The 20284-nt window shown below is 74.1% G+C and carries 27 protein-coding genes; 16 read left to right on the plus strand and 11 right to left on the minus strand.

Going from position 1 to position 20284, the window contains the following annotated elements; all coding sequences use genetic code 11:
• A partial coding sequence (locus ACWCSD_RS16425) for an MFS transporter (RefSeq protein ID WP_449915743.1) occupies nucleotides 1-315 on the minus strand: 315 nt, incomplete at its 3' end.
• A gap of 84 nt (nucleotides 316-399) precedes the next feature.
• Here ACWCSD_RS16425 and ACWCSD_RS16430 point away from each other — a divergent pair.
• From ACWCSD_RS16430 to ACWCSD_RS16470, 9 genes are all read left to right on the plus strand, one after another.
• Nucleotides 400-936, plus strand: a complete 537-nt coding sequence (locus ACWCSD_RS16430) for a CGNR zinc finger domain-containing protein (RefSeq protein ID WP_449915746.1) — start codon at nucleotides 400-402, stop codon at nucleotides 934-936.
• A gap of 79 nt (nucleotides 937-1015) precedes the next feature.
• On the plus strand, nucleotides 1016-2107 hold the full coding sequence (locus ACWCSD_RS16435; RefSeq protein WP_449915748.1) for an LLM class flavin-dependent oxidoreductase: 1092 nt from the start codon (nucleotides 1016-1018) through the stop codon (nucleotides 2105-2107).
• Nucleotides 2108-2132: 25 nt separating this feature from the next.
• The gene (locus ACWCSD_RS16440) at nucleotides 2133-2768 is read left to right on the plus strand and encodes an FMN reductase (protein ID WP_449915750.1); all 636 of its coding nucleotides are present in this window, start codon (nucleotides 2133-2135) and stop codon (nucleotides 2766-2768) included.
• A 9-nt stretch (nucleotides 2769-2777) separates the two neighbouring features.
• Nucleotides 2778-3542, plus strand: coding sequence for a chitosanase (locus tag ACWCSD_RS16445; RefSeq protein WP_449915752.1), 765 nt, complete (start codon nucleotides 2778-2780; stop codon nucleotides 3540-3542).
• A 50-nt stretch (nucleotides 3543-3592) separates the two neighbouring features.
• Nucleotides 3593-4105, plus strand: coding sequence for a hypothetical protein (locus ACWCSD_RS16450; RefSeq protein ID WP_358285567.1), 513 nt, complete (start codon nucleotides 3593-3595; stop codon nucleotides 4103-4105).
• 28 nt (nucleotides 4106-4133) lie between these two features.
• Complete coding sequence (locus tag ACWCSD_RS16455) at nucleotides 4134-4739, plus strand: cyclodeaminase/cyclohydrolase family protein (protein WP_358285565.1); 606 nt, start codon at nucleotides 4134-4136, stop codon at nucleotides 4737-4739.
• The gene (locus ACWCSD_RS16460; protein WP_397165776.1) at nucleotides 4736-5563 is read left to right on the plus strand and encodes a bifunctional 5,10-methylenetetrahydrofolate dehydrogenase/5,10-methenyltetrahydrofolate cyclohydrolase; all 828 of its coding nucleotides are present in this window, start codon (nucleotides 4736-4738) and stop codon (nucleotides 5561-5563) included. The genes ACWCSD_RS16455 and ACWCSD_RS16460 overlap by 4 nt, the downstream gene beginning before the upstream one ends.
• A gap of 29 nt (nucleotides 5564-5592) precedes the next feature.
• Entirely contained in the window at nucleotides 5593-6279 is a 687-nt protein-coding gene (locus tag ACWCSD_RS16465) for a type 1 glutamine amidotransferase (RefSeq protein ID WP_397165778.1), read from the plus strand.
• 152 nt (nucleotides 6280-6431) lie between these two features.
• Nucleotides 6432-7097, plus strand: a complete 666-nt coding sequence (locus tag ACWCSD_RS16470; protein WP_449915757.1) for an endonuclease V — start codon at nucleotides 6432-6434, stop codon at nucleotides 7095-7097.
• Nucleotides 7098-7205: 108 nt separating this feature from the next.
• Here the strand turns inward: ACWCSD_RS16470 and ACWCSD_RS16475 are convergent, their stop codons facing one another.
• Together ACWCSD_RS16475 and ACWCSD_RS16480 are read right to left on the minus strand one after the other, a co-directional pair.
• Nucleotides 7206-7577 carry a hypothetical protein gene (locus ACWCSD_RS16475; protein ID WP_449915759.1) on the minus strand — a complete coding sequence of 124 codons (372 nt, stop codon included), beginning with the start codon at nucleotides 7575-7577 and terminating at the stop codon, nucleotides 7206-7208.
• Between the two features lie 122 nt (nucleotides 7578-7699).
• Nucleotides 7700-8353: an NADPH-dependent F420 reductase gene (locus ACWCSD_RS16480; RefSeq protein ID WP_397165781.1), complete on the minus strand. Its 654-nt coding sequence runs from the start codon at nucleotides 8351-8353 to the stop codon at nucleotides 7700-7702.
• Between the two features lie 89 nt (nucleotides 8354-8442).
• On the opposite strand from ACWCSD_RS16480, the gene ACWCSD_RS16485 reads away from it, so the two are divergent.
• The 4 genes from ACWCSD_RS16485 to ACWCSD_RS16500 all read left to right on the plus strand — a co-directional run bounded on the left by ACWCSD_RS16485 (nucleotide 8443) and on the right by ACWCSD_RS16500 (nucleotide 10277).
• Nucleotides 8443-8799, plus strand: coding sequence for a winged helix-turn-helix transcriptional regulator (locus tag ACWCSD_RS16485; protein WP_397165782.1), 357 nt, complete (start codon nucleotides 8443-8445; stop codon nucleotides 8797-8799).
• Nucleotides 8800-8880: 81 nt separating this feature from the next.
• Nucleotides 8881-9099: a hypothetical protein gene (locus tag ACWCSD_RS16490; RefSeq protein ID WP_358285553.1), complete on the plus strand. Its 219-nt coding sequence runs from the start codon at nucleotides 8881-8883 to the stop codon at nucleotides 9097-9099.
• Between the two features lie 315 nt (nucleotides 9100-9414).
• Complete coding sequence (locus ACWCSD_RS16495) at nucleotides 9415-10023, plus strand: TIGR00645 family protein (RefSeq protein WP_397165783.1); 609 nt, start codon at nucleotides 9415-9417, stop codon at nucleotides 10021-10023.
• Nucleotides 10024-10142: 119 nt separating this feature from the next.
• Nucleotides 10143-10277, plus strand: coding sequence for a hypothetical protein (locus ACWCSD_RS16500; protein WP_352361246.1), 135 nt, complete (start codon nucleotides 10143-10145; stop codon nucleotides 10275-10277).
• A gap of 119 nt (nucleotides 10278-10396) precedes the next feature.
• Here ACWCSD_RS16500 and ACWCSD_RS16505 read toward each other — a convergent pair whose 3' ends face one another.
• Nucleotides 10397-11200, minus strand: a complete 804-nt coding sequence (locus ACWCSD_RS16505; protein WP_358285551.1) for an HAD hydrolase family protein — start codon at nucleotides 11198-11200, stop codon at nucleotides 10397-10399.
• A 50-nt stretch (nucleotides 11201-11250) separates the two neighbouring features.
• On the opposite strand from ACWCSD_RS16505, the gene ACWCSD_RS16510 reads away from it, so the two are divergent.
• Complete coding sequence (locus ACWCSD_RS16510) at nucleotides 11251-11634, plus strand: hypothetical protein (RefSeq protein ID WP_449915764.1); 384 nt, start codon at nucleotides 11251-11253, stop codon at nucleotides 11632-11634.
• Nucleotides 11635-11655: 21 nt separating this feature from the next.
• On the opposite strand, the gene ACWCSD_RS16515 is transcribed toward ACWCSD_RS16510, so the two are convergent.
• Nucleotides 11656-12132, minus strand: a complete 477-nt coding sequence (locus ACWCSD_RS16515; protein WP_387664898.1) for a DUF2283 domain-containing protein — start codon at nucleotides 12130-12132, stop codon at nucleotides 11656-11658.
• 127 nt (nucleotides 12133-12259) lie between these two features.
• Here ACWCSD_RS16515 and pyrF point away from each other — a divergent pair, with 127 nt between their 5' ends.
• On the plus strand, nucleotides 12260-13066 hold the full coding sequence (pyrF, locus tag ACWCSD_RS16520) for an orotidine-5'-phosphate decarboxylase (protein WP_364338068.1): 807 nt from the start codon (nucleotides 12260-12262) through the stop codon (nucleotides 13064-13066).
• On the opposite strand, the gene ACWCSD_RS16525 is transcribed toward pyrF, so the two are convergent.
• Nucleotides 13047-14723: a 2-isopropylmalate synthase gene (locus ACWCSD_RS16525; protein ID WP_449915785.1), complete on the minus strand. Its 1677-nt coding sequence runs from the start codon at nucleotides 14721-14723 to the stop codon at nucleotides 13047-13049. The genes pyrF and ACWCSD_RS16525 overlap by 20 nt on opposite strands.
• 202 nt (nucleotides 14724-14925) lie before the next feature.
• Here ACWCSD_RS16525 and ACWCSD_RS16530 point away from each other — a divergent pair, with 202 nt between their 5' ends.
• Entirely contained in the window at nucleotides 14926-15624 is a 699-nt protein-coding gene (locus ACWCSD_RS16530; protein ID WP_449915767.1) for a FadR/GntR family transcriptional regulator, read from the plus strand.
• A gap of 45 nt (nucleotides 15625-15669) precedes the next feature.
• On the opposite strand, the gene ACWCSD_RS16535 is transcribed toward ACWCSD_RS16530, so the two are convergent.
• From ACWCSD_RS16535 to ACWCSD_RS16555, 5 genes are read right to left on the minus strand one after another with little or no spacing between them, the layout of a single operon-like run.
• Complete coding sequence (locus ACWCSD_RS16535; RefSeq protein WP_352361234.1) at nucleotides 15670-15888, minus strand: hypothetical protein; 219 nt, start codon at nucleotides 15886-15888, stop codon at nucleotides 15670-15672.
• Between the two features lie 58 nt (nucleotides 15889-15946).
• Nucleotides 15947-16840, minus strand: a complete 894-nt coding sequence (gene rbsK, locus ACWCSD_RS16540) for a ribokinase (RefSeq protein WP_397165786.1) — start codon at nucleotides 16838-16840, stop codon at nucleotides 15947-15949.
• Nucleotides 16837-18189 (minus strand): ADP-ribosylglycohydrolase family protein, encoded by a 1353-nt coding sequence (locus ACWCSD_RS16545; protein ID WP_449915771.1) that lies wholly within the window; start codon nucleotides 18187-18189, stop codon nucleotides 16837-16839. The genes rbsK and ACWCSD_RS16545 overlap by 4 nt, the downstream gene beginning before the upstream one ends.
• Entirely contained in the window at nucleotides 18186-19325 is a 1140-nt protein-coding gene (locus tag ACWCSD_RS16550; RefSeq protein WP_397165788.1) for an ADP-ribosylglycohydrolase family protein, read from the minus strand. The genes ACWCSD_RS16545 and ACWCSD_RS16550 overlap by 4 nt, the downstream gene beginning before the upstream one ends.
• Nucleotides 19322-20281, minus strand: coding sequence for an ADP-ribosylglycohydrolase family protein (locus tag ACWCSD_RS16555; RefSeq protein ID WP_449915774.1), 960 nt, complete (start codon nucleotides 20279-20281; stop codon nucleotides 19322-19324). The genes ACWCSD_RS16550 and ACWCSD_RS16555 overlap by 4 nt, the downstream gene beginning before the upstream one ends.
• Nucleotides 20282-20284: the final 3 nt, after the last annotated feature.

Below are 20284 nucleotides of genomic sequence, written 5' to 3' on the forward strand. Positions count from 1 at the left end.
GGCGGCCATCACCGCCAGCAGCGCGCCCGTGGCGGTCAGCCCGGCCAGCAGCACGCGGCGGTCGCCCCAGCGGTCGGTGAGCATGCCCCACGCGATGTCGGAGGCGGCCACGCCCAGCCCCAGGCAGGACAGGACCAGGCCGAGCGAGCCCAGCGACAGGTGGTAGCCCGAGCGCATGGAGACCGCGGTCAGCGGGATGCCGGAGAACATGGCCGAGAAGCTGGCCTGGGCGCCGACGCCCACGGACAGCACGACCCATCGGTGCCGCGCGCCGAACCGGCGCGTCCCGCCGCCGACGGTGATGAGTGTCGCCACGATGCCCCCAAAGTAACCGGATTCAATGGTTAGAAACCTTGGCAGCGCCGGAAGTAACTTGTCAACGCGGTTACGATGGGCGTCGTGGACTTCACCTTCGTCAGCGGCAACCTCGGCCTCGACCTCGCCGGCACCATCGGCCACCGCCGGGGCGCGCGCATCGACCTGCTGGCCTCCCCCGCCGACCTGGCCCGCTGGCCGGTCGCCGCCGGGCTCCTCGACGAGCCGCCCGAGACCGGCGACGACGACCTGGCGCGGGCGTCGGCCCTGCGCGAGGCGATCTACCGGCTGGCCACGGCCGCCCGCGAGGGCAGCCCGTACGACCGGGCCGACCGCGACCTGCTCAACGAGACCGCCCGGCGCCCGCCCGCGGACGTCGCGCTCGAAGAGCGCGGCCTGCGGCGCGGCGGCGGCCTGCCCGGCGCGCTGTCCACGACGGCGCGCGCGGCGATCGAGCTGCTCGGCGGCCCGCAGGCGGAGCTGATCCGCGAGTGCGAGGCCGACCCCTGCACCCGCCTGTACGTCGACGCCTCCCACCGCCGCACCCGCCGCTGGTGCGACATGCGCGGCTGCGGCAACCGCGCCAAGGCCGCGGCCTTCCGCGCCCGTGCGGGCGCCTGACCGGGATGATGGAATAACGGCGGAGGCCGGGACGCTACGGTACCTGTCAAAGATTCAACAGTCATGGATGGTGACTAAAGTGCAGTTCGGAATCTTCAGCGTGGGCGACGTGACCACCGACCCCACCACCGGCAGGACCCCGACCGAGCACGAGCGGATCAAGGCGATGGTGGCGATCGCGCTCAAGGCCGAGGAGGTCGGCCTCGACGTGTTCGCGACGGGCGAGCACCACAACCCGCCGTTCGTGCCGTCCTCGCCGACCACCATGCTCGGCTACATCGCGGCCAGGACCGAGCGGCTGATCCTGTCCACCGCCACGACGTTGATCACGACCAACGACCCGGTCAAGATCGCCGAGGACTTCGCCATGCTCCAGCACCTGGCCGACGGCCGGGTGGACCTCATGCTGGGCCGTGGCAACACCGGGCCGGTCTACCCGTGGTTCGGGCAGGACATCCGCCAGGGCATCCCGCTGGCCGTGGAGAACTACGCGCTGCTGCACCAGCTCTGGCGCGAGGACGTCGTCGACTGGGAGGGCCGCTTCCGCACCCCCCTGCAGGGGTTCACCAGCACGCCGCGCCCGCTCGACGGGGTGCCGCCGTTCGTGTGGCACGGCTCGATCCGCAGTCCGGAGATCGCCGAGCAGGCCGCCTACTACGGTGACGGCTTCTTCGCCAACAACATCTTCTGGCCCAAGGAGCACTTCATCCGCCTGATCAACCTCTACCGCCGGCGCTACGCCCACTACGGGCACGGCACGCCTGAGCAGGCGATCGTCGGCCTGGGCGGCCAGGTGTTCATGCGCAAGAACTCCCAGGACGCGGTCCGCGAGTTCCGCCCCTACTTCGACAACGCCCCCGTGTACGGCCACGGGCCGTCGCTGGAGGAGTTCACCGCCGAGACCCCGCTCACCGTGGGCAGCCCGCAGCAGGTCATCGACCGGACGCTGGAGTTCCGCGAGTTCTTCGGCGACTACCAGCGCCAGCTGTTCCTCATGGACCACGCCGGCCTGCCGCTGAAGACCGTGCTGGAGCAGCTCGACATCCTGGGCGAGGAGGTCGTGCCGGTGCTGCGCAAGGAGATGGCCAAGGACCGCCCGGCCGGCGTCCCGGACGCGCCGGCGCACGCCTCGCTGGTCCAGGCCCGCACGTCCCAGGCCGTCGAGGTCTGACCCCTCCAGGGAAGGAGATCCCCCCATGAAGCTCGTCGTCGTCACGGCCGGCCTGACCCAGCCGTCCTCCACCCGCCTGCTCGCCGACCGGCTGGCCGAGGCCACCCGGCGGCGGCTGGACGGCGCGGCCGAGGTGCGCGTGGTCGAGCTGCGCGACCTGGCCGTGGACATCGCCAACAACCTGGTGACCGGCTTCCCCGGCGCCCGGCTGCGCGAGGTGGTCGAGGCCGTGACGCAGGCCGACGGGCTCATCGCGGTCACGCCGACCTTCAGCGGCTCCTACAGCGGGCTGTTCAAGTCGTTCTTCGACGTCCTGGACAACACGGCCCTGGCGGGCACGCCCGTGCTGATCGCCGCCACGGGCGGCACCGCCCGCCACTCGCTCGTGCTGGAGCACGCGCTGCGCCCGCTGTTCGCCTACCTGCGGGCCGTGGTCGTGCCCACCGCCGTCTACGCCGCCTCGGAGGACTGGGGCGGCGGCGGCGACTCCTTCACCGACGGGCTCGGCGAGCGCATCGACCGGGCCGCCGGCGAGCTGGTCGGCCTGCTGGCGGGCCGCGCTCCCCGCCCGGTCACGGCTGAGGAAGAAGGCGGGGGCGGGGCCGACGACGAGGTCGTCCCGTTCGCGGAGCAACTCGCGGCTTTGCGCCCACTGCGCTAGTTTGCAGCGGTGCTGACCGCTACATGCCTCTCGCTGTCCCTTGCCGTGACCTGCGTCTCCCCCGCAGACCTCAACAACCCACACAAGAAGGACATCGCCATGCAGCTGGTGTCCAGCGCGGAGAACTCCTCGCTGGACTGGAAGGCCCAGTACGGCTACATCGAGGACATCAAGGACGAACGCGGCTACACCGCGGGCATCATCGGCTTCTGCTCCGGCACCGGCGACATGCTGGAGCTGGTCGAGCTCTACACCCGGCGCAACCCCTCGAACGTGCTGGCCAAGTACCTGCCCGCGCTGCGCAGGGTCAACGGCACCGACTCCCACGAGGGCCTCGGCAAGCCGTTCGTCAAGGACTGGAAGAAGGCCGCGGCCGACCCCGTCTTCCGTCGGGCCCAGGACCACGAGCGCGACCGCGTCTACTTCGACCCGGCCGTCCGCCGGGCCAAGAAGGACGGTTTGCGGGCGCTCGGCCAGTTCGCCTACTACGACGCCATGGTCATGCACGGCCCCGGCTCCGACAAGCTGAGCTTCGGCGGCATCAGGAAGGCCGCGCTGGCCAAGGCCGCCTCCCCCGCCCGCGGCGGCGACGAGGTGGCCTACCTCAACGCGTTCCTGGACGCCAGGAAGGCGGCGATGAAGGCCGAGGACGCCCACGACGACACCACCCGGGTCGACACCATGCAGCGCGTCTTCTTGAGGAAGGGCAACCTCGACCTCAGGCCGCCGCTGACCTGGAAGGTGTACGGCGACAAGTACACGATCAAGCACTGATCCGGCGATCAGGGTAGGTTGGTGCCCAAGCCGAACAAACGGGGTTAATCATGTCCAACGGTGCCCGTCATGGTCTGGGAGTGGTCGCGGGGCTGCTGCTTCCGCCGCTGATCGCCGCCTGCCTCATGTACGGCATCGGCGAGCTCGGCCTGACCATGGCCACGCGGTTCAGGGTCTCCTGGATCGGGCTGGCCGTGATCGCGGCGGCCGGGGCCGGTCTGGCGTTCCTGGCCGGCTCGCGCCTGTCACCGATCGCCTCGCTGCTCGGCGGACTGGCCTACACCGCGCTCGGCCTGGTGCCCGCGGTGGAGCTGGGCGCCGGGTTCCGCGTCCTCCCCGACGGGCTGGTCACCGGCAGCCTGGGAGCGGGCCTGCAGACCACGATCTACACCGGGGTCATGCTGTTCCTCGGCGTGGCGCTGCTGGTCGTGTCGGCCTTCCCGTCGCGGTGGCGGTCCCCGGCGCGGCCGTCGGCCTACGCCTCCGAGTACGGCTCGGCGGGGTCGCCGTACCTGCCGCAGGGCACGCCGCACGACGTCACCAGGCCGATGCACCGCGAGTGAGCCCGGCCGGGCCTGGCAGAATGCGGCCATGCGCGACTCGAAGATCGTCGACTTCCTGGCCGAGCTGGCCGACAAGGTGCCCGCCCCCGGCGGCGGGGCCACCGCCGCCCTGCACGCGGCCCAGTCCGCGGCGCTGCTCGGCATGGTGGCCCGCTACACCACCGGCGAGCGGTACGCCGAACACGCCCAGACGGTCGCCGCGGTGATCGAGGAGACCGACGCCCTCCGCGCGCGGACGCTGCGGCTGGCCGAGGAGGACGCGGCGGCCTTCACCGCGGTCTCCGACGCCTACCGGCTGCCCAAGGGCGAGGAGCGCAGCGTCTCCATCGCCCGCGCCCTGGCCGGCGCGGCCGAGCCCCCGGCCCTGGTGGTGGCGGCCGCCACGCGCCTGGTCGAGCTCTGCGAGCTGCTGCTGCCGATCGGCAACCGCAACGTCGTCACCGACGTCGCCGCCGCCGCCGAGGCCGCCCGCGCCGCGCTCACCACCGCCCGGGTGAACGTCGAGGTCAACCTGCGGGGCATCAAGGACGAGCAGGTCCGCGAGGAGCTGACGGCCCGCCTGGCGGGCGTCGAGGCGGCCGTCGCCACGGCCGACCGGATCACCGCCGGGGTACGCGAGGAGATCGCCCGATGAGGACGCTGACCGGCCGCGACCTGGCCACCGCGATCAAGGCCCAGACGCAGGCCGAGGCCGCCGCCGGGCCGCAGCCCAGACTGGCCGTCGTGGTCGCCACGGCCGACGAGGCCAGCCTGTGGTACGTCCGCTCGATCGCCAAGGCCGCCGCGGGCGTCGGCGTCGCCTGCGACATCGTCGACCTCGGCGCCGGCGCCGACCCCGGCAGGATCCACGAGACGCTGGCCGGGCTCAGCGCCGACGACGCCGTCCACGGGGTCATGCTCCAGACGCCGCTGCCCGCCGGGGCCTCGGCGCAGGAGCTGGCCGCCGCCATCGACCCGCGCAAGGACGTCGACGGCGCGAACCCGCTCTCGCTCGGCCGCCTGGCCGCCGGGCTGCCCGCGTTCCCGCCCGCCACGGCGGCGGCCGTCATGGCCCTGCTCGACCACTACGAGGTGCCGCTCGAAGGGCGGCGGGCGGTGGTCGTCGGCCGCTCGACCGTGGTCGGCAAGCCGCTGGCCCATCTGCTGCTCGACCGGCACGCCACGGTCACCGTCTGCCATTCGCGCACCCGCGACCTGGCCGCCGTCACCGCCGGGGCCGAGGTGCTGGTGGCCGCGGTCGGCCGCGCCGGGCTGATCGGCGCCGCGCACGTCGCGCCGGGCGCGGTGGTCATCGACGTGGGCACCAACCCGACCGACGACGGCGGGCTCACCGGCGACGTCGACTTCGCGGCGGTCGCGGAGGTGGCCGGCGCGCTGACCCCGGTGCCCGGCGGCGTCGGCCCGGTGACGACCGCGCTGCTGCTGCGCCACACCGCCCGCGCGGCGAACCTGCCCTGAGCCCCGACATCCGAGAGTGGAGACCATCGATGGGTGACGTCCTGATCGTGCAGAACAGCAGGAGCGGCGGCCCGAGCCGGCTCGGCGACTGGCTGGAGGAGGCCGGGTTGCGGCTCGACGTGGTGCTCGCGCACGAGGGCGCCCCGCTGCCCGACCGGCTGGACCGGCACGACGCCATGATCATGCTCGGCGGCGGCTACCTGCCCTCCGAGGACGACCGGGCCCCGTGGCTGGCCGATGCCCGCCGGCTGGTGGGCCAGGCGCTGGCGGACGGCGTGCCGCTGTTCGGCATCTGCCTGGGCGGCCAGATGCTGGCCGAGGTGGCCGGCGGCGAGGTGACCGGCGACACCGGCGCGCCGGAGAACGGCAGCCTGCCGGTCACGATCCGGCCCGAGGCGGAAGGCGACCCGCTGTTCCAGGGCCTGCCGCCGGTGGTGCCCGCCATCGAGCACCACAGGGACGCCGTCACCCGGCTGCCCGCCGGCGCGGTGTGGCTGGCCGAGACGCGCGCCTGCCCCTACCAGGCGTTCCGGGTGGGCGAGCGGGCGTGGGGGGTGCAGTTCCATCCCGAGGTGCTGCCCGCGCGCGTGCGCGAGTGGACGCCCGACGGCTTCGACCCCGCGGAGGTCTACGCGGGCGCGGTGGCCGACGAGCCGGTCTCCACGCCGATCTGGCGCGAGGTGGCGACCCGCTTCGCCAAGATCGTCCACGCCTGACCTACCGCCTTCGCAGTCCGTCTGCGCCTGACCGCCCGCCTTCGCAGTCGGAGGCGCTCTGCGGCCCGGCGTGCCCCACGGGCCGGGGCGGGCGGGGCGGGTGGGGCGGGCGGTGGCCGGGGCGTGGGACGAATGGCCCTAACGTGGGGGGAATGCGGGTAGACAGACTTCACGCCTGGCCGGCCGACGCGGCCGAGGCCGAGGCCGTCCAGGACCGGTTGCGCGGCCGCGTGGAGCTCGCCGGGCCCACGGACTTCGCCCTGGTGGCCGGTCTCGACGTGCACTACCACGGCGACGACGAGGTGACGGCGGCGGTGGTCGTCCTGGACGCGGCGACGCTGGAACCGGTCGAGCGGGCGGTGGCCCACGGCCGGGCCGCCTTCCCTTACGTGCCCGGCCTGTTCGCCTTCCGCGAGCTGCCCACCCTGGTGGAGGCGCTCGAACGGCTCGCCGTCTCCCCCGACCTGCTGGTCTGCGACGGCCACGGGCTGGCTCACCCGCGCGGTTTCGGCCTGGCCTGCCATCTCGGCGTGCTGACCGGCCTGCCCGCGCTCGGCGTGGCCAAGACGCCGTTCGTGGGCGAGCACGAGCCGCCCGGCCGGGAGCGCGGGGACTGGACGCCGATCGTCCACGAGGGCGTCACGGTGGGCAGGGCGCTGCGCACGCGGCGGGACACCAAACCGGTCTACGTCTCCCAGGGCCACCGCATCGGCCTGGACACCGCCACGTCCCAGACCCTGCTGCTCACGCCGCGCTACCGCCTCCCCGAGCCGGTGCGCCAGGCCGACCACCTGGCCCGCCACCCCGCCGGGACCTGACCGCCCCCTCGACCGGCCCCGCCGGGAAGGCCGGGGCCCGAGGGCCGGCGCGGGAAGGCCGGCGCGGGAAGGCCGGCGTCGGGAGTCAGTGCCGGGGGCGGCGCAGGGTCAGCGGCGCCAGGCCCAGGCGACGAGCCACACGCTGAGCCCGAAGATCGTCATGCCCAGCGGCACGTGCGCGGCCACCGCCCCCGACCCGCCGAGCATCGACTGCAGGAACCCGAGCAGCAGGACCCCCAGGCTGACCAGCGCGGGCCAGCCCGCGCCGCGCCCCGGCCGCCACAGCAGCACGGCCGCGACGAGCTGGAGCAGCCCGAGCAGGTGGACGGCGCCCGCCCCGGCCCCGTGCAGGCCCGCGCCGGCCCCGCTCATGAGCTGCCCCGCCGTGACGGCCTGCAGGAGCACCGCCAGCATGCTGAGCGTGGCGAGGGCCTTGAACGCGGTCAGATGCCCGCTCCCCTTGACGACCTGGGTGACCACTGGACTCTCCTTCGACCTCGGGTGGACGCCCCCAGGATCGCGCCGCCGCCGGAGCCGGGCATCCGCCGCCCGTCGTCATCCTCGCTACGCCCAGCGTCGTACGCTCACGCCGGGCCGTACGCTCACGCCGGGTCGTGCGCCCCCGAGGAGGCCAGCGGGGGCAGGATCGCCTGGGCGTCCGCGCCGCCGAACCAGAGCCCGATCACGAACGCGGCCGTCGCCTCCAGCTGCACGGCCCGGTCCAGGCCGCCGCCGTCCAGCGGGGTGCAGCCCAGGTCGCGGACCAGGCCCCGGACCAGGTCGAGCGCCCGGACGTCGTCACCGCACAGGGGCACCGCCAGCGGGCGGCCGTCGAACACGGGCGGCGTCATCCGCCACACGTCCACGTGGCACAGGTTGAACGCCTTCACCACGTGCCCGCCCGTGAGGTCGGCGATCCGGCGGGCGAGCGGACGCGTGACGTCGTACCTGTCGGGGGCGGCGGCGTTCGTCACGTCGATGATCGGCTTGCCGCGCAGGGCCGGGCCGGCGGCGGCCAGCACGTCGCCCAGCCCCGCCTCCCGGACGCCCACCATCACCACCTCGCCGGACGCGGCCGCCTCCGCCCAGCTCCCCGACCGCGCCCCCGGGCGGCCGGCCTGGGCGTTCATGCTCTCCGCGCGGGCACGGGCGCGCTCGGGGTCGCGTCCGCTGACCGTCACCTCGTGCCCGGCCCTGATCCACTGCGTGCCGAGCGCGTCGGCCATGCCGCCGGCGCCCAGGATCCCGATCTTCATGTCGTCCTCCGTGCTGCGAAAGGGCTTTACTAGGACAAGGACTCTAGAAATCCCGTCACGCACCGATCGGTGCCTATCGGAGGCGTTACGTGTTCATCGCCGACTGCCAGGCCAGACTGGCCTTCGACCTGATCGCCAACACCTGGAACGCGGTCGTCGTCTGGTCGCTGCGCCACGGCCCTTGCCGTCCAGGGGAGCTGCGCGCGCAGATCGGCGGGATCAGCCCCAAGGTGCTCACGGAGACACTGCGCCGCCTGGAGTTCAACGGGCTGGTCGCCCGCCGCGCCTACGCCGAGGCCCCGCCCCGCGTCGAGTACGCGCTGACCGACCTGGGCCGCTCCCTGCTCGGCCCGATCGAGGCGTTCGGCGTGTGGGCCCACGACCACGCCGAGGACGTCATGGACGCCCAGGACCGCTGGACGGACTCGAACTCCCCTGCTTCATGAGGATTCTTTAACGCAGCGTTACTGAGTAATTACTCTGGGTAGCAAGTCGGTGGTTGATCCCACCATCCCCAGGAGGTACTCATGCCTGACGTCCAACGCCGCCGCGCCGCCGTCATCGGAGGCGCGCTGACCGCGGCCCTCGCCGCCGCCCTCTTCGCGGCGCCCGCGTACGCCGTCGTCGATCCCGCCACCGCGGTCCCGTGCGCGGCCGAGGCCGCCGCCGGCCTGGCCGCTCTGGTGGACCCGGCGGCCCCCCAGGCGCCGACCGAGATCCCCGCGGCGGGCTGCCTGCATCCCTGACCGGCCGGCCACCGCGCGGGCGGTGCGGCGGGCCACGCCGCACCCCCGCCACCGGCCCTGCCCCCTCCAACAGCTCCGACAGCTCCGACAGCTCCGACAGCGCAATCCCCGTGCCCGACCAGCAGCAGTCGAGGAGTCCCCATTGAAGTTCCGAATCCTGACCAGCGCAGCGGTCCTCGCTCTGGCGGCGGCGGCCGCCGTTCCCCCAATCGCCCTCGGGTCAGGGGGCCGAAACGATCCGGGGAACATCAATGTCCAGGCCATCGTCGACCGGGTCAACATCTTCACGTCGTAGTGAGGCCACCACAGTTGACCGTGGCCGAGACCGGGTCCGCTCCCCGGCCGCGGAACACGCTGGAGCACATCGGCTACGTCATGTTCCTCAGCCGGTGGATACAGGCGCCGCTCTACCTCGGGCTGATCGTCGCTCAGGTCGTCTACGTGTGGCGGTTCATGGTCGAACTCGCCCACCTGGTCGAACTCGGGTTCGGCGGCAACCCCCCGGAGACCACGATCATGCTGATCGTCCTCGGGCTCGTCGACGTCGTGATGGTCTCGAACCTGCTGATCATGGTGATCATCGGCGGCTACGAGACCTTCGTCTCACGGCTGCGCATCGACGGCCATCCCGATCAGCCGGAGTGGTTGTCCCATGTCAATGCAAACGTCCTCAAAGTCAAGCTGGCCATGGCGATCATCGGGATCTCAGGGGTGCACCTCCTGCAGATCTTCATCAACGCCGCCCGGCCGGCCATCACCGACAGGGAACTCGTATGGAAGACATTGATCCATCTCACCTTCGTGGTCTCGGCGCTGGCGCTGGCCGTGATGGATCGCATCATGGCGGGCGGGCGGCACGTCCAGCAGGCGCACCGGGACCAGCAGCCCGGCGGCGTCGCGCAGGAGCGGGTCGCCGCCGCCTAGCGATCGCACTGGCGGCCGGCGCGGGGCTGCTGGCCGGCGCGGGCTGGGCGGCGTCGGCGGCGCCGGCGTACGCCTCGGCCGCAGCGCCTCCCCAGGGGCCGCGACCGCTCATCGGCGACGTGGTCGTCTTCAACGACGAGATCGTCGAGCCGGTGTCGCTCCCGGTGAGCACCTGCGGCGGCCTGCTGCCGGTGCTGAGCGGCGCCCCCACCGGGTGCGAGGGCACGTCCAGGGTGTCGGACGACGACGCCTGAGATCCCCGGCGCCCGCCCGCGGGGGCGGGCGGGCGCCGGACCCCGGCCGGGTAAGCCAAAGAGGCGTTCGAGAACGTCGGCCGGGTCAGCCGTAGAGGCGTTCGAGAACCCCGGCCGGGTCAGCCGTAGAGGCGTTCGAGGACCTCGGCCACGCCGTCCTCGTCGTTGGAGGACGTGCGGTGCCCGGCCGTGGCCAGCACCAGCGGGTGGGCGTTGGCCATCGCGTAACCGGCCCCGGCGAAGGCCAGCACGGCCAGGTCGTTGGGCATGTCGCCGAACGCCACCACCTCGGCGGGCGCGACGCCGCGTGCCAGGCACAGCTCGGCCAGCATGCCCGCCTTGGTCACGCCCAGCGCGCTGACCTCCAGGAGCCCCGGCACCCCGGAGTGGGTGACCTCGGCCAGCTCCCCCACGGCCGCCGCAGCCAGGGCCGACATCTCGTCGAGGGTGTGCGCGGGCGAGAGCACCAGGAGCTTGACGATCGGCTCGCCCGCCTCGCACGCCGAGGCCACCTCCCGGTAGTGCGCCACGTCGTGCTCGACCCGTCTGGTGTAGCCGGCCTCGGTGAGCACGCCGGTGCCGGTCTCGACGGCGAAGGCCGCCCCGGGCAGGGCCGCGGCCAGGCTGTCGGCGACCTTCCTGGCGGCCTGCGGCTCGATCGTGCGGCTGGCCACGATCCGCGCGGCGGCCAGGTCGTACAGGAGGGCGCCGTTGCTGCAGATCGCGAGGCCGGTCAGGCCCGCCTGGCCGGCGATGGCGTGGATGGAGCGCGGCGGGCGGGCGGTCACGAAGACGATCTCCGCTCCGGCGGCGCGGGCCAGGCCCAGGGCCTGCCGGGTGCGCGGGGAGACGACGCCGGCGGAGGTCAGGAGGGTGCCGTCGAGATCGGTGGCCACGATGCGGGGCGGGGTGGCGGAGGTCACGTCCCCACCGTAGATCCCGGCCGGGAGGGGGGCAGGAGTAGGGTGCCCTCGTGTCTTCCATATCGGGGCGTTTCGCCCGGTCCGGGCCGCGTCCGGACGACCGGGTCGCCTCCGTCTTCCGGTTCGCGTCGGAGCTGGTCGCCTGGGTCGCGGCGCCGTGGGCGCTGCTTCCCGGTTCGGTGTGGCTGGCCGTGTTGTCGGTCGTGGTGCTGATCGGCCTGCCGACGGTGTTCGCCACGCCCGGCGACAAGCGGAGCGTGCTGGTCGCCGTGCCCGGGTTCGTGACGGTCGGGCTGGTCGCCCTCCAGCTCGTGGTGGCGGTGGCGGCGGCGTGGGTGGCCTGGCACGCGGTCGTGGCGGCGGTGGTCACCGTGCTGGCGGTGGTCACCGTGGTGCTGGAACTGCCGCGCTGGCGCTGGCTGCTGACGGGCTGAGCGGCCGCGCGTCCGGAGCTCTCAGAGGCGCATCTCGGCGGGGAGGCGGGTGGCGGCGTTGAGCAGCTCCAGGCCGAGCAGGTCGCCCGAGGCGCCGTAGTCGAGGACGACGTCCTCCGAGACGGTCTGCCGTACCGCCTCACCTGGCACGATTTCGTGCTTCATCGCGATATAGGCGATGTCTTGTTCCTTGTTCCAGCTGACGTACACGGTCCGGGTGAGCTGGCGGTCCGGCGGGGCGTCGTCCGGCCGGAGCAGGCCCTCCTTGGCCTCGTGCGAGCCGGCCAGCGCCGCGCGCACCATGGCCAGCGCCACCTCGACCGCCTCCAGCGAGTCGCGCCCGGTCGCCCGGCGCTCGTGCTCCCACCCGGCCAGCCCGTCGATCCGGTACGGGCACGACCACTCCCCCGCCTCCTCGTACGGCATGCCGACGGCGACGGTCACCTCGCGCGGCGGGACGGTCTCCAGCACCAGCACCCGCTGGGCGATCTCGTACATGCCGCATCATCTACCCAGGCGCCCGCTTCCGGAAGACCCACGGCACGAGCCATATCATCCGGGGCCGATGCGTTCCGGCTTCCGGCGGCGGCGGGTTAGTGTGCGTTAGGGTCGCAAGGGGGCCTAGATGAACGAGTCGTTCGGCACACGCCTGCGTGCCAGGCTGGACAAATTCGGCCCGCTCTGTGTGGGCATCGATCCGAGCCCGGCGTTGCTCGACGCCTGGGGTCTCGACGACTCACCGGGAGGCCTTGAGCGCTTCAGCCGCACGGTGGCCGACACGATCAGCGACGTGGCCGCCGTGGTCAAGCCGCAGTCGGCCTTCTACGAGCGCTGGGGCAGCCGCGGCGTCGCCGTCCTGGAACGCACCATCGCCGATCTGCGCGAGGCCGGCACGCTGGTGCTGCTCGACGCCAAGCGCGGCGACGTCGACACCACCATGGCCGCCTACGCCGAGGCCTACCTCGACCAGGGCAGCCCGCTGGCCGCCGACGCGGTGACGCTCAGCCCCTACCTGGGGTTCGGCTCGCTGGAGGTGGCGATCACCTCGGCGGTGGCCAACGACGCCGGCGTCTTCGTGCTGGCCCGCACCTCCAACCCGGCGGCGGCCGGGCTGCAGCAGCGGGTGGCCGACCTGGTGCTCGCCGGGGCCGCCGCGGCCAACGCGGGTCACGAGCCGTTCGGTCCGGTGGGAGTGGTCATGGGGGCCACGCTGCCCGCGCTCGACCACTCCCTGGCCGACCTCAACGGCCCGATCCTGGCTCCCGGGCTCGGCGCGCAGGGCGCCTCACCCGCCGACGTGGCCCGGCTGTTCGCCCCGGTACGCGGCTCCGTCGTGCCGTCGGTCTCCCGGGCCGTGCTGGCCGACCCGCGACGGCTGCGGTCGAGGACCCTGCAGTACCGGGACGAGTGCGTCACGTACCTGACGTACTGAGCCGCTCGACGGCGGCCAGCACCGCCCGTACCGACGCGGTGAGCACGGAGGTGTCCTGACCGGCGCCCCAGCCGGTCACGCCCCCGACCCGGGCCTCCACGTACGCGACGGCGCTGCTGCCCGTCCCCGGGTCCACGGCGTGCTCGGCGTAGTGCAGGACGTCGACCTCGACGCCGTCCCCGGCCAGCGCGGCGGTCAGCGCGGACAGCGGGCCGTTGCCGGTGCCGCGCAGCACCCGCCCCGACTCCAGGACGCCCTCGAACTCGTGCGTCCCCGGCGCGGTCTCGGCCGTGCGCCAGGAGGCGAACCAGGAGCGCTCGCCGGGCGCGATGTAGGTGGCGTGGAAGAGCGCCCGCAACTCGTCGGCGGTGATCTCCTCGCCGCTGTCGTCCGTGGCCCGCTGCACCGTCGCGGCGAAGTCGATCTGCAGGCGGCGCGGCAGGTCGAGGCCGTGGCGGGCGCCCAGCAGGTACGCGATGCCGCCCTTGCCCGACTGGCTGTTGACCCGGATGACCGCCTGGTAGCCGCGTCCCACGTCGGCCGGGTCGATGGGCAGGTACGGCACCTCCCACGGCGCCTGCTCCGGCGGCACGCCCAGCTCGGCGGCCCGCGCGGCGTGGTGGGCCAGGCCCTTGCCGATGGCGTCCTGGTGGGTGCCGGAGAAGGCGGTGTAGACCAGGTCGCCGGCGTAGGGGTGGCGGTCGTGCACGGGCAGGCGGTTGCAGTGCTCGACGACGCGCCGGATCTCGTCGATGGCGGAGAAGTCGATCATCGGGTCGACGCCCTGGGAGTGCAGGTTGAGCGCGAGGGTCACCAGGTCGACGTTGCCGGTGCGCTCGCCGTTGCCGAACAGGCAGCCCTCCACCCGCTGCGCCCCGGCGAGCACGGCCAGCTCGGCGCAGGCCACGCCGGTGCCGCGGTCGTTGTGCGGGTGCACCGACAGGATCACCGAGTCGCGGCGGTCGAGGTGGCGGTGCATGTACTCGATCTGGTCGGCGTACACGTTGGGGGTGGCGATCTCGACGGTCGCGGGCAGGTTGTGGATCACCGGGCGGTCCGGGGAGGCGTCCCAGAGGGCGGTCAGCTCGTTGCAGATCTCCAGCACGTAGTCGGGCTCGGTGAGGTTGAACACCTCGGGCGAGAACTCGAAGCGCACCGGGAGCCCGTCGGCCAGGCGGGCGACCTGGCCGGCCGCGTCCAGGACGAGCTTGCGCAGGGCGTCGCGGTCGTGGCCGAGCACCACGTTCCGCCAGGTGGGCGCGGTCGCGGTGTAGAGGTGCACGACCACGTCGGGCAGGCCGCGGATCGACTCGAAGGTGCGCTCGATCAGGTCCTGCCGGGCGGCGGTGAAGGCCACCACGGTCACGTCCTCGGGCACCGCGCCGGGCTCGGCCAGCTCCCTGAGGAAGTCGAAGTCGAGCCTGCTGGCCGACGGGTAGCCGACCTCGATCTCCTTGAAGCCCATGCGCACCTGGAGGTCGAACAGGCGGCGCTTGCGCGCCGGGTCCATCGGCTCGGCTAGCGCCTGGTTGCCGTCGCGCAGGTCGACCGGGACCCAGAGGGGGGCGGCGGTGATGCGGCGCGAGGGCCAGGCGCGCTCGCCGGTCAGGGGCACCTCGACCCGCTCGTGGGCGGGCCGGTAGCGGTGAGAGGGCATCGCGCTGGGGCGCTGCCGGTTCCATGCGTACACGTCTTCGTTCCTTCTTCGGCGGTCGGACGACCGGCAGCACCTCGCACGCCGCGGCGGGGTGCCGGTCCGGTCAGGCCCCGCCGCGGCGGCCGAGAAGAAGGAGACCGTACGACGACATGGCGGCTACACTAACCACAACACAGGTCCTCAGACAACCTGAGAGGTGCATATGCCGCTCGGCGCCCTCCGCCGCAGCCCCCTGGTCGACCAGGCCGTCCAGCACCTGCGCGAGCAGATCACCGAGGGCCACTGGCCGGTCGGCACCCGGCTGCCCGGCGAGAACGCGCTGGCCAAGACGCTCGGGGTGGGCCGGTCCACGGTCCGCGAGGCACTGCGGGCGCTGGCCGGGGCCGGGCTCGTGCGGGCCCGTCAGGGCTCGGGGGTGTTCGTCATCGCCTCGGAGCCGGCCGAGGACTGGCCGGCTCGGCTGCGGCGGGCCGCGATCACCGACGTCTACGAGGTCCGCATGATGGTCGAGACCCAGGCGGCCAGGCTGGCGGCGGCCCGGCGTACCGACGAGGACGTCGCGGCGATGGAGGCCGCGCTCCAGGCCCGCGAACGGGCGGCGGACGAGGACGACGCGGCGTTCGTCGACGCCGACATCGCGCTGCACGCGGCGGTCGTGGCGGCGGCGGGCAACCCGGTGCTCACGGACCTGTTCGCCGAGTTCGCGCCGGCGTTGCGGGAGGGGCTGATCGACATGGTGGGGCTGCTGGAGCTGCGCGGGCACGACCGCAATCCGGGGCACGACGCGCACGCCGCGCTGGTGGCGGTGGTCCGCGACGGCGACGCGACGGCGGCCGGCGACCTGCTGCAGGCCGAGCTGGAGCAGACCCTCGCCCGGCTGCACACACAACCCGGCGCCTGACGACCGCCAGGGCAGGCGGTCCCGGCGGGTGCAGCACGCGGCAGGTCAGGCGGTGGGGCCGGCGTCGGGGCGGATGACGTCCTCGCCTTCGTCGTCCTCCTCGGGCGGCTCCTCCGGGACGGGCTCCTCCAGCTCGTCGGGCGGGTCCGCGGACAGGGGGCGGCGGGTCCTGGGCGATCCTGAGGCGGACCGCTCGGCGACCACGTCGCTCTCCCCCTCCACGCCTCCCACCGCCGCGGGCAGATCGTCGGGCTTTCGGTTCATGGCCCCCACCTGCCCGTGACGGCGTCCCTTGACGCCCGGCCGGACGTCAAAGGACGGGCTAGGACAGCTCCCGCAACGCGTCCTCGATCTCGGCCCTGACCGGCATCGACGTGCTGGCGCCCGCCCGCTGGACCGACAGCGCCGCCGCCACCGAGGCGAAGCGCAGCGCCTCGGCCGGGGCCAGGCCGTCGGCCCGCGCGACCGCCAGCGCGCCGACGAACGTGTCACCGGCGGCCGTGGTGTCCACGGCCTTGACCTCGATCGCGGGCACCCGCAGCCGCTCGCCCGAGCGCGCGCCGTAGAGCGCGCCGCGCGAGCCCAGCGTGATGACGGCCTCCTCGACGCGTTCGAGGAGCGCGTCGAGGGCGGCGTCGGGGTCGGCCTGGCCGGTGATGTCGGCGGCCTCGTGCTCGTTCGGGACGATCATGGTGACCGCGTCGAGCAGCTCGTCGGGCAGCGGCTGCGCGGGCGCCGGGGTCAGGATGGCGGGCACCCCGGAGACCCGGGCCGCCTCCGCGGCGGCCACGACGGCCTCCATGGGCAGTTCGAGCTGGAGCAGCAGGGCCCGCGACCCGGCGATCGTGGCCAGGTCGCCGCCGGACGGCCCGGTCACGGTGCCGTTCGCGCCGGGCACGACGATGATCGAGTTGCCGCCGGCGTCGTCGACCACGATGTGCGCGATGCCGCTGGGGCCGGGCACCTGGCGCAGGCCGCGGACGTCCACGCCGGCCTCGGCCAGGGTGGAGCGCATCTCGGCCCCGAAGGCGTCGTCGCCGACCGCGCCGAGGAAGGCCACCTGCGCGCCGGCGCGGGCCGCGGCGATGGCCTGGTTGGCGCCCTTGCCGCCGGGCACGGTCCGGAACCGGTGACCGGTGACCGTCTCGCCCCGTTTGGGGGCCTGGGATACGTACGCGACGAGGTCCATGTTGGCGCTGCCGAAAACCGAGATCATGGGGCCATCATCTCCTGTGTACGTCGCGCCAGTTCGCCGAGCCCCACCCCGTCGAAGCCGGTCAGGCTGCTGGCCAGGCTGTCGCGCATGAGCCAGCGGTCCGGTACGCCGCCCATCAGCGCGCCCGCCACGGACCCCGCCGTGGCCCCGGCCGAGTCGGTGTCCCAGCCGCCGGCGACCGCGCCCGCGACCGTGGCGGTGAAGTCGCCCGCGCCGTGGATCAGCGTGGCGGCGACCAGCGCGGCGTTGTTGATCGTGTGCACCCAGTGCAGCGTGCCATGCCGCTGGTGCAGCAGGTCGATGACACGCTCGAAGTCCGGCTCGCGGGCGGCGTCGGCGACGGCCAGGCTGACCGCCTCGTGCAGGCGGGAGTCGCGCGGCACGACCGACAGGCCCGCCTCCACGGCCTCCCGCGCCGAGCCGGCGACCAGCGAGGCGGCGCACATGGCCGCGACGAACATCGCGCCGTAGATCCCGTTGGCGGTGTGGGTCAGCCGGGCGTCGCGCCAGGCCAGTTCGGCGGCCGTGGCGGGGTCGCCGGGGTTGGCCCAGCCGTAGACGTCCGTCCTGATGAAGGCGCCGATCCACTCGCGGAACGGGTTGCGGCGGGTGGCCGTCTCCGGCGGCTCGAAGCCGTCGAGCAGGTTGCGGTAGGCGACCCGCTCGGCGGTGAACGTGCGGCCGGCCGGCAGCTCGTCCAGCCACAGCTTGGCGACGTCCTCGGTGGTGAAGCCGCGGCCGTGGCGCTCCAGGACGGACAACGCCAGCAGCGGGTAGTTGAGGTCGTCGTCCTCGGGGATGCCGTCGATGTTCTCGGCCAGCGAGTTGACCGCGCTGCGCCGGTTCCACGGCCACCTGCGCGCGATCTCCTCCGGCAGGCCCTCGGCGGTGAACCAGCCGGTGATCGGCCAGTTGCCGGTGGCCTCGGCGATCTGCCTGATGCCGGCGCGCGGGATCTTCTCCACCGGCTTGCCCAGCACGCAGCCGGCCGCCCGTCCCTGCCAGGCGCCCAGCAGCCGCGCCGGGTCCGCCTTCGCCGCGGTCCCGGCCGCGATCCCGGCCGCGGGCCAGTCGGGGCAGGCGGCGACGATGGCGTCCAGGTCGGAGGGCTCGGCCAGCGGCGAGGGGATCGCGGCCAGCTCGTCCAGCAGGCTCTCGGCCAGGGGACGCAGCCGGGCCGCGGCGGCCTCGGAGGCGCCGGCGCGCGGCGGGGCGTCGTGGCCGCCCGCCGCGTGCCACCGTCCGGCCAGCTCGCGCACCTGCGGCAGGTCGCCCCTGCCGTCCTCGCCGGCCTGGCGCAGCTCGTGGCCGACCAGGTCCTCCGGCTGGACCCAGGTGAGCCTGATCATCGAGCGTCCAGCTCGGCGAAGGCGGCCTCGTGGGCGCGCCGCCGCGCCAGGTCGTCGGCGTGCACCCGGCGCGCCACCTCGGCGATCGCCAGGCCGGGCGCGACCAGGTCGGTACGGCTGGCCGCCCCCACCTGCTCCACCCACTGCGCGGGCACCGCGGACAGCCCCCCGAGGGCGCCCGCGATCGCTCCGCCCATGGAGGCGATCGAGTCGGCGTCGCGGCCGTAGTTCACGCCGCCGAGCACGGTGTCGCGGAAGTCGCCCTTGGCCGCGACCAGGAAGCCCAGCGCCAGCGGCAGCTCCTCGATGCTGTGCACCCGGCTCGGCCGGCGCGCGCCGAGCCCCTGGTCGCGGTAGGTGTCGGCGACCGTGTCGAAGGGCCGTACGGCGGCGCGCAGCATCTCGAAGGAGCCGTCCCAGTGGCCGACGCCGGCCGCGGCCTCGCAGACCGCCTCGATGGCGGCGCGGGTGCCGTCCTTGGCCAGGCGCAGGCAGGCGGCGACCACGGAGTCGACCGTGGCGCCCGGCCGCATGGCCTCGGCGACGGCGGCGGCCATCACGCCGGCGGCCTCGCGTCCGTAGCTGGACTGGTGGGCCCCGGTCAGGTCGACGGCCTCGGCGTAGGCGGCGTCGGGGTCGGCGGCGTTGACGATGCCGACGGGCGCGACGTACATGGCCGCGCCGCAGTTGACGATGTTGCCGACGCCGGCCTCGCGCGGGTCGACGTGCCCGTAGTGCAGGCGGGCCACGATCCACTTCTCGGCCAGGAAGATCCGCTGCAGCGGCAGCGCCTCGGCCTCCAGCTCGGGGATCCACCGCCGCTCGCCCATCAGCTCCGGCACGAAGTGGTCGGCCATCGCGTACGCGCCCAGGTGCCCGCCGACCTTCTCGTACACGCGGATCAGGGCGTGCGTCATCAGGGTGTCGTCGGTGATGTGCCCGTCGCCCTTGTGGTACGGCGCGATCGGCCGGGCGTTGCGCCAGTCCTCGTTGTACGGCGGCACGATGCCCTCGACGCGGCCCCCGTACCGCTCCACGATCTGTTCGGGAGTCCAGCCCTCGGTGGCGCCGCCCAGCGCGTCACCGACCGCCGCCCCCGCCACGCAGCCAGTGGCCCTGTCCTCAAGCGGCGTCATGCGATTCCCTTCGTCAGTTCGATCAGATCCTTGCCCGCCAGCTCCGGCAGGCAGCAGCCCGCCAGCGTGCGGGCCGGCGCGAGCCACCCCTCCGGGATCGCGCCGTACCCCCTGGCGGCCCCCGCCAGCGCGCCGGTCAGCGCGGGCGCCGAGTCGGCGAGCGCCGACAGGCAGGCGGCGGCCGGGACGGCGCGGGCCAGGTCGCCCTCCGCCGCCTCGGCCAGCGCCAAGGCGACGGGCACCGTCTGGGCGGCGCCCACGCCGTAGCTGTAGACGTGGTCGAGCAGCGCGGCGTCCAGCGCGGGCACCGCGCCGAACGGGTCGCCCGCCTTCCGCGCCGCGGCCAGCGCCACCCGGGCGTTGTGCCCGATGGCGGTGTCGCCGGGCAGGACGGCGAGCGCCGCGTCCACGGCCTGGCCCACCGAGCCCGACGCGACCGCGGCGGCCACGGCGGCGGCCATGGCCTGGGCCCCGAGCAGGCCGTCGCCGGCGTTGGTCACCTGGGCGTCCTCGGTCGGGTCCTTGCCCAGAGCCCCGAACGCGACCGCCCGTACGGCGGCGGCGTCGTCGAAGTGGTGGGGATTGTCGTGCCCGGAGGCCGGCGGCTCGACGCCCCTGGCCAGGTTGTCCAGCGCGGTGGCCACCGAGATGCGCGCCCGGACGCCGGTCAGCTCCCGGAACGCCGCGGCCCGCGGCCGGTCGATCGTCAGCAGCGTCCAGGCCAGCCATTCGGCGTCGTCGGACGGCCCGACGGCCAGCGGCGCGATCGGCTGGTTGAGCGCGAACGGCACCGGCAGCGTGGTGACCCGGTGCTCCTCGGCGAAGGCGTCCAGCTCGCGGTGCAGGCGCCGGCTCCAGGGCGCGTGCAGGGCGGCGCGGTGCCTGGCCGCGGGCCAGCCGGCGGCGTCGCCCACGGCGAGCCCGATGAAGGCCCCCCTGATTCTGTCCCCCGACATGAT

The sequence above is a fragment of the Nonomuraea sp. NPDC001684 genome, from assembly GCF_053596515.1.

Coding starts and splice junctions, on each gene's coding strand:
- ACWCSD_RS16515 (WP_387664898.1), bottom strand. CDS start 12,132: ATGTACGAGATCGCCCAGCGGGTGCTGGTGCTGGAGACCGTCCCGCCG.
- ACWCSD_RS16440 (WP_449915750.1), top strand. CDS start 2,133: ATGAAGCTCGTCGTCGTCACGGCCGGCCTGACCCAGCCGTCCTCCACC.
- ACWCSD_RS16470 (WP_449915757.1), top strand. CDS start 6,432: ATGCGGGTAGACAGACTTCACGCCTGGCCGGCCGACGCGGCCGAGGCC.
- ACWCSD_RS16550 (WP_397165788.1), bottom strand. CDS start 19,325: ATGACGCCGCTTGAGGACAGGGCCACTGGCTGCGTGGCGGGGGCGGCG.
- ACWCSD_RS16545 (WP_449915771.1), bottom strand. CDS start 18,189: ATGATCAGGCTCACCTGGGTCCAGCCGGAGGACCTGGTCGGCCACGAG.
- ACWCSD_RS16525 (WP_449915785.1), bottom strand. CDS start 14,723: ATGCCCTCTCACCGCTACCGGCCCGCCCACGAGCGGGTCGAGGTGCCC.
- ACWCSD_RS16535 (WP_352361234.1), bottom strand. CDS start 15,888: ATGAACCGAAAGCCCGACGATCTGCCCGCGGCGGTGGGAGGCGTGGAG.
- ACWCSD_RS16530 (WP_449915767.1), top strand. CDS start 14,926: ATGCCGCTCGGCGCCCTCCGCCGCAGCCCCCTGGTCGACCAGGCCGTC.
- ACWCSD_RS16555 (WP_449915774.1), bottom strand. CDS start 20,281: ATGTCGGGGGACAGAATCAGGGGGGCCTTCATCGGGCTCGCCGTGGGC.
- rbsK (WP_397165786.1), bottom strand. CDS start 16,840: ATGATCTCGGTTTTCGGCAGCGCCAACATGGACCTCGTCGCGTACGTA.
- ACWCSD_RS16465 (WP_397165778.1), top strand. CDS start 5,593: ATGGGTGACGTCCTGATCGTGCAGAACAGCAGGAGCGGCGGCCCGAGC.
- ACWCSD_RS16450 (WP_358285567.1), top strand. CDS start 3,593: ATGTCCAACGGTGCCCGTCATGGTCTGGGAGTGGTCGCGGGGCTGCTG.
- ACWCSD_RS16490 (WP_358285553.1), top strand. CDS start 8,881: ATGCCTGACGTCCAACGCCGCCGCGCCGCCGTCATCGGAGGCGCGCTG.
- ACWCSD_RS16460 (WP_397165776.1), top strand. CDS start 4,736: ATGAGGACGCTGACCGGCCGCGACCTGGCCACCGCGATCAAGGCCCAG.
- pyrF (WP_364338068.1), top strand. CDS start 12,260: ATGAACGAGTCGTTCGGCACACGCCTGCGTGCCAGGCTGGACAAATTC.
- ACWCSD_RS16480 (WP_397165781.1), bottom strand. CDS start 8,353: ATGAAGATCGGGATCCTGGGCGCCGGCGGCATGGCCGACGCGCTCGGC.
- ACWCSD_RS16455 (WP_358285565.1), top strand. CDS start 4,134: ATGCGCGACTCGAAGATCGTCGACTTCCTGGCCGAGCTGGCCGACAAG.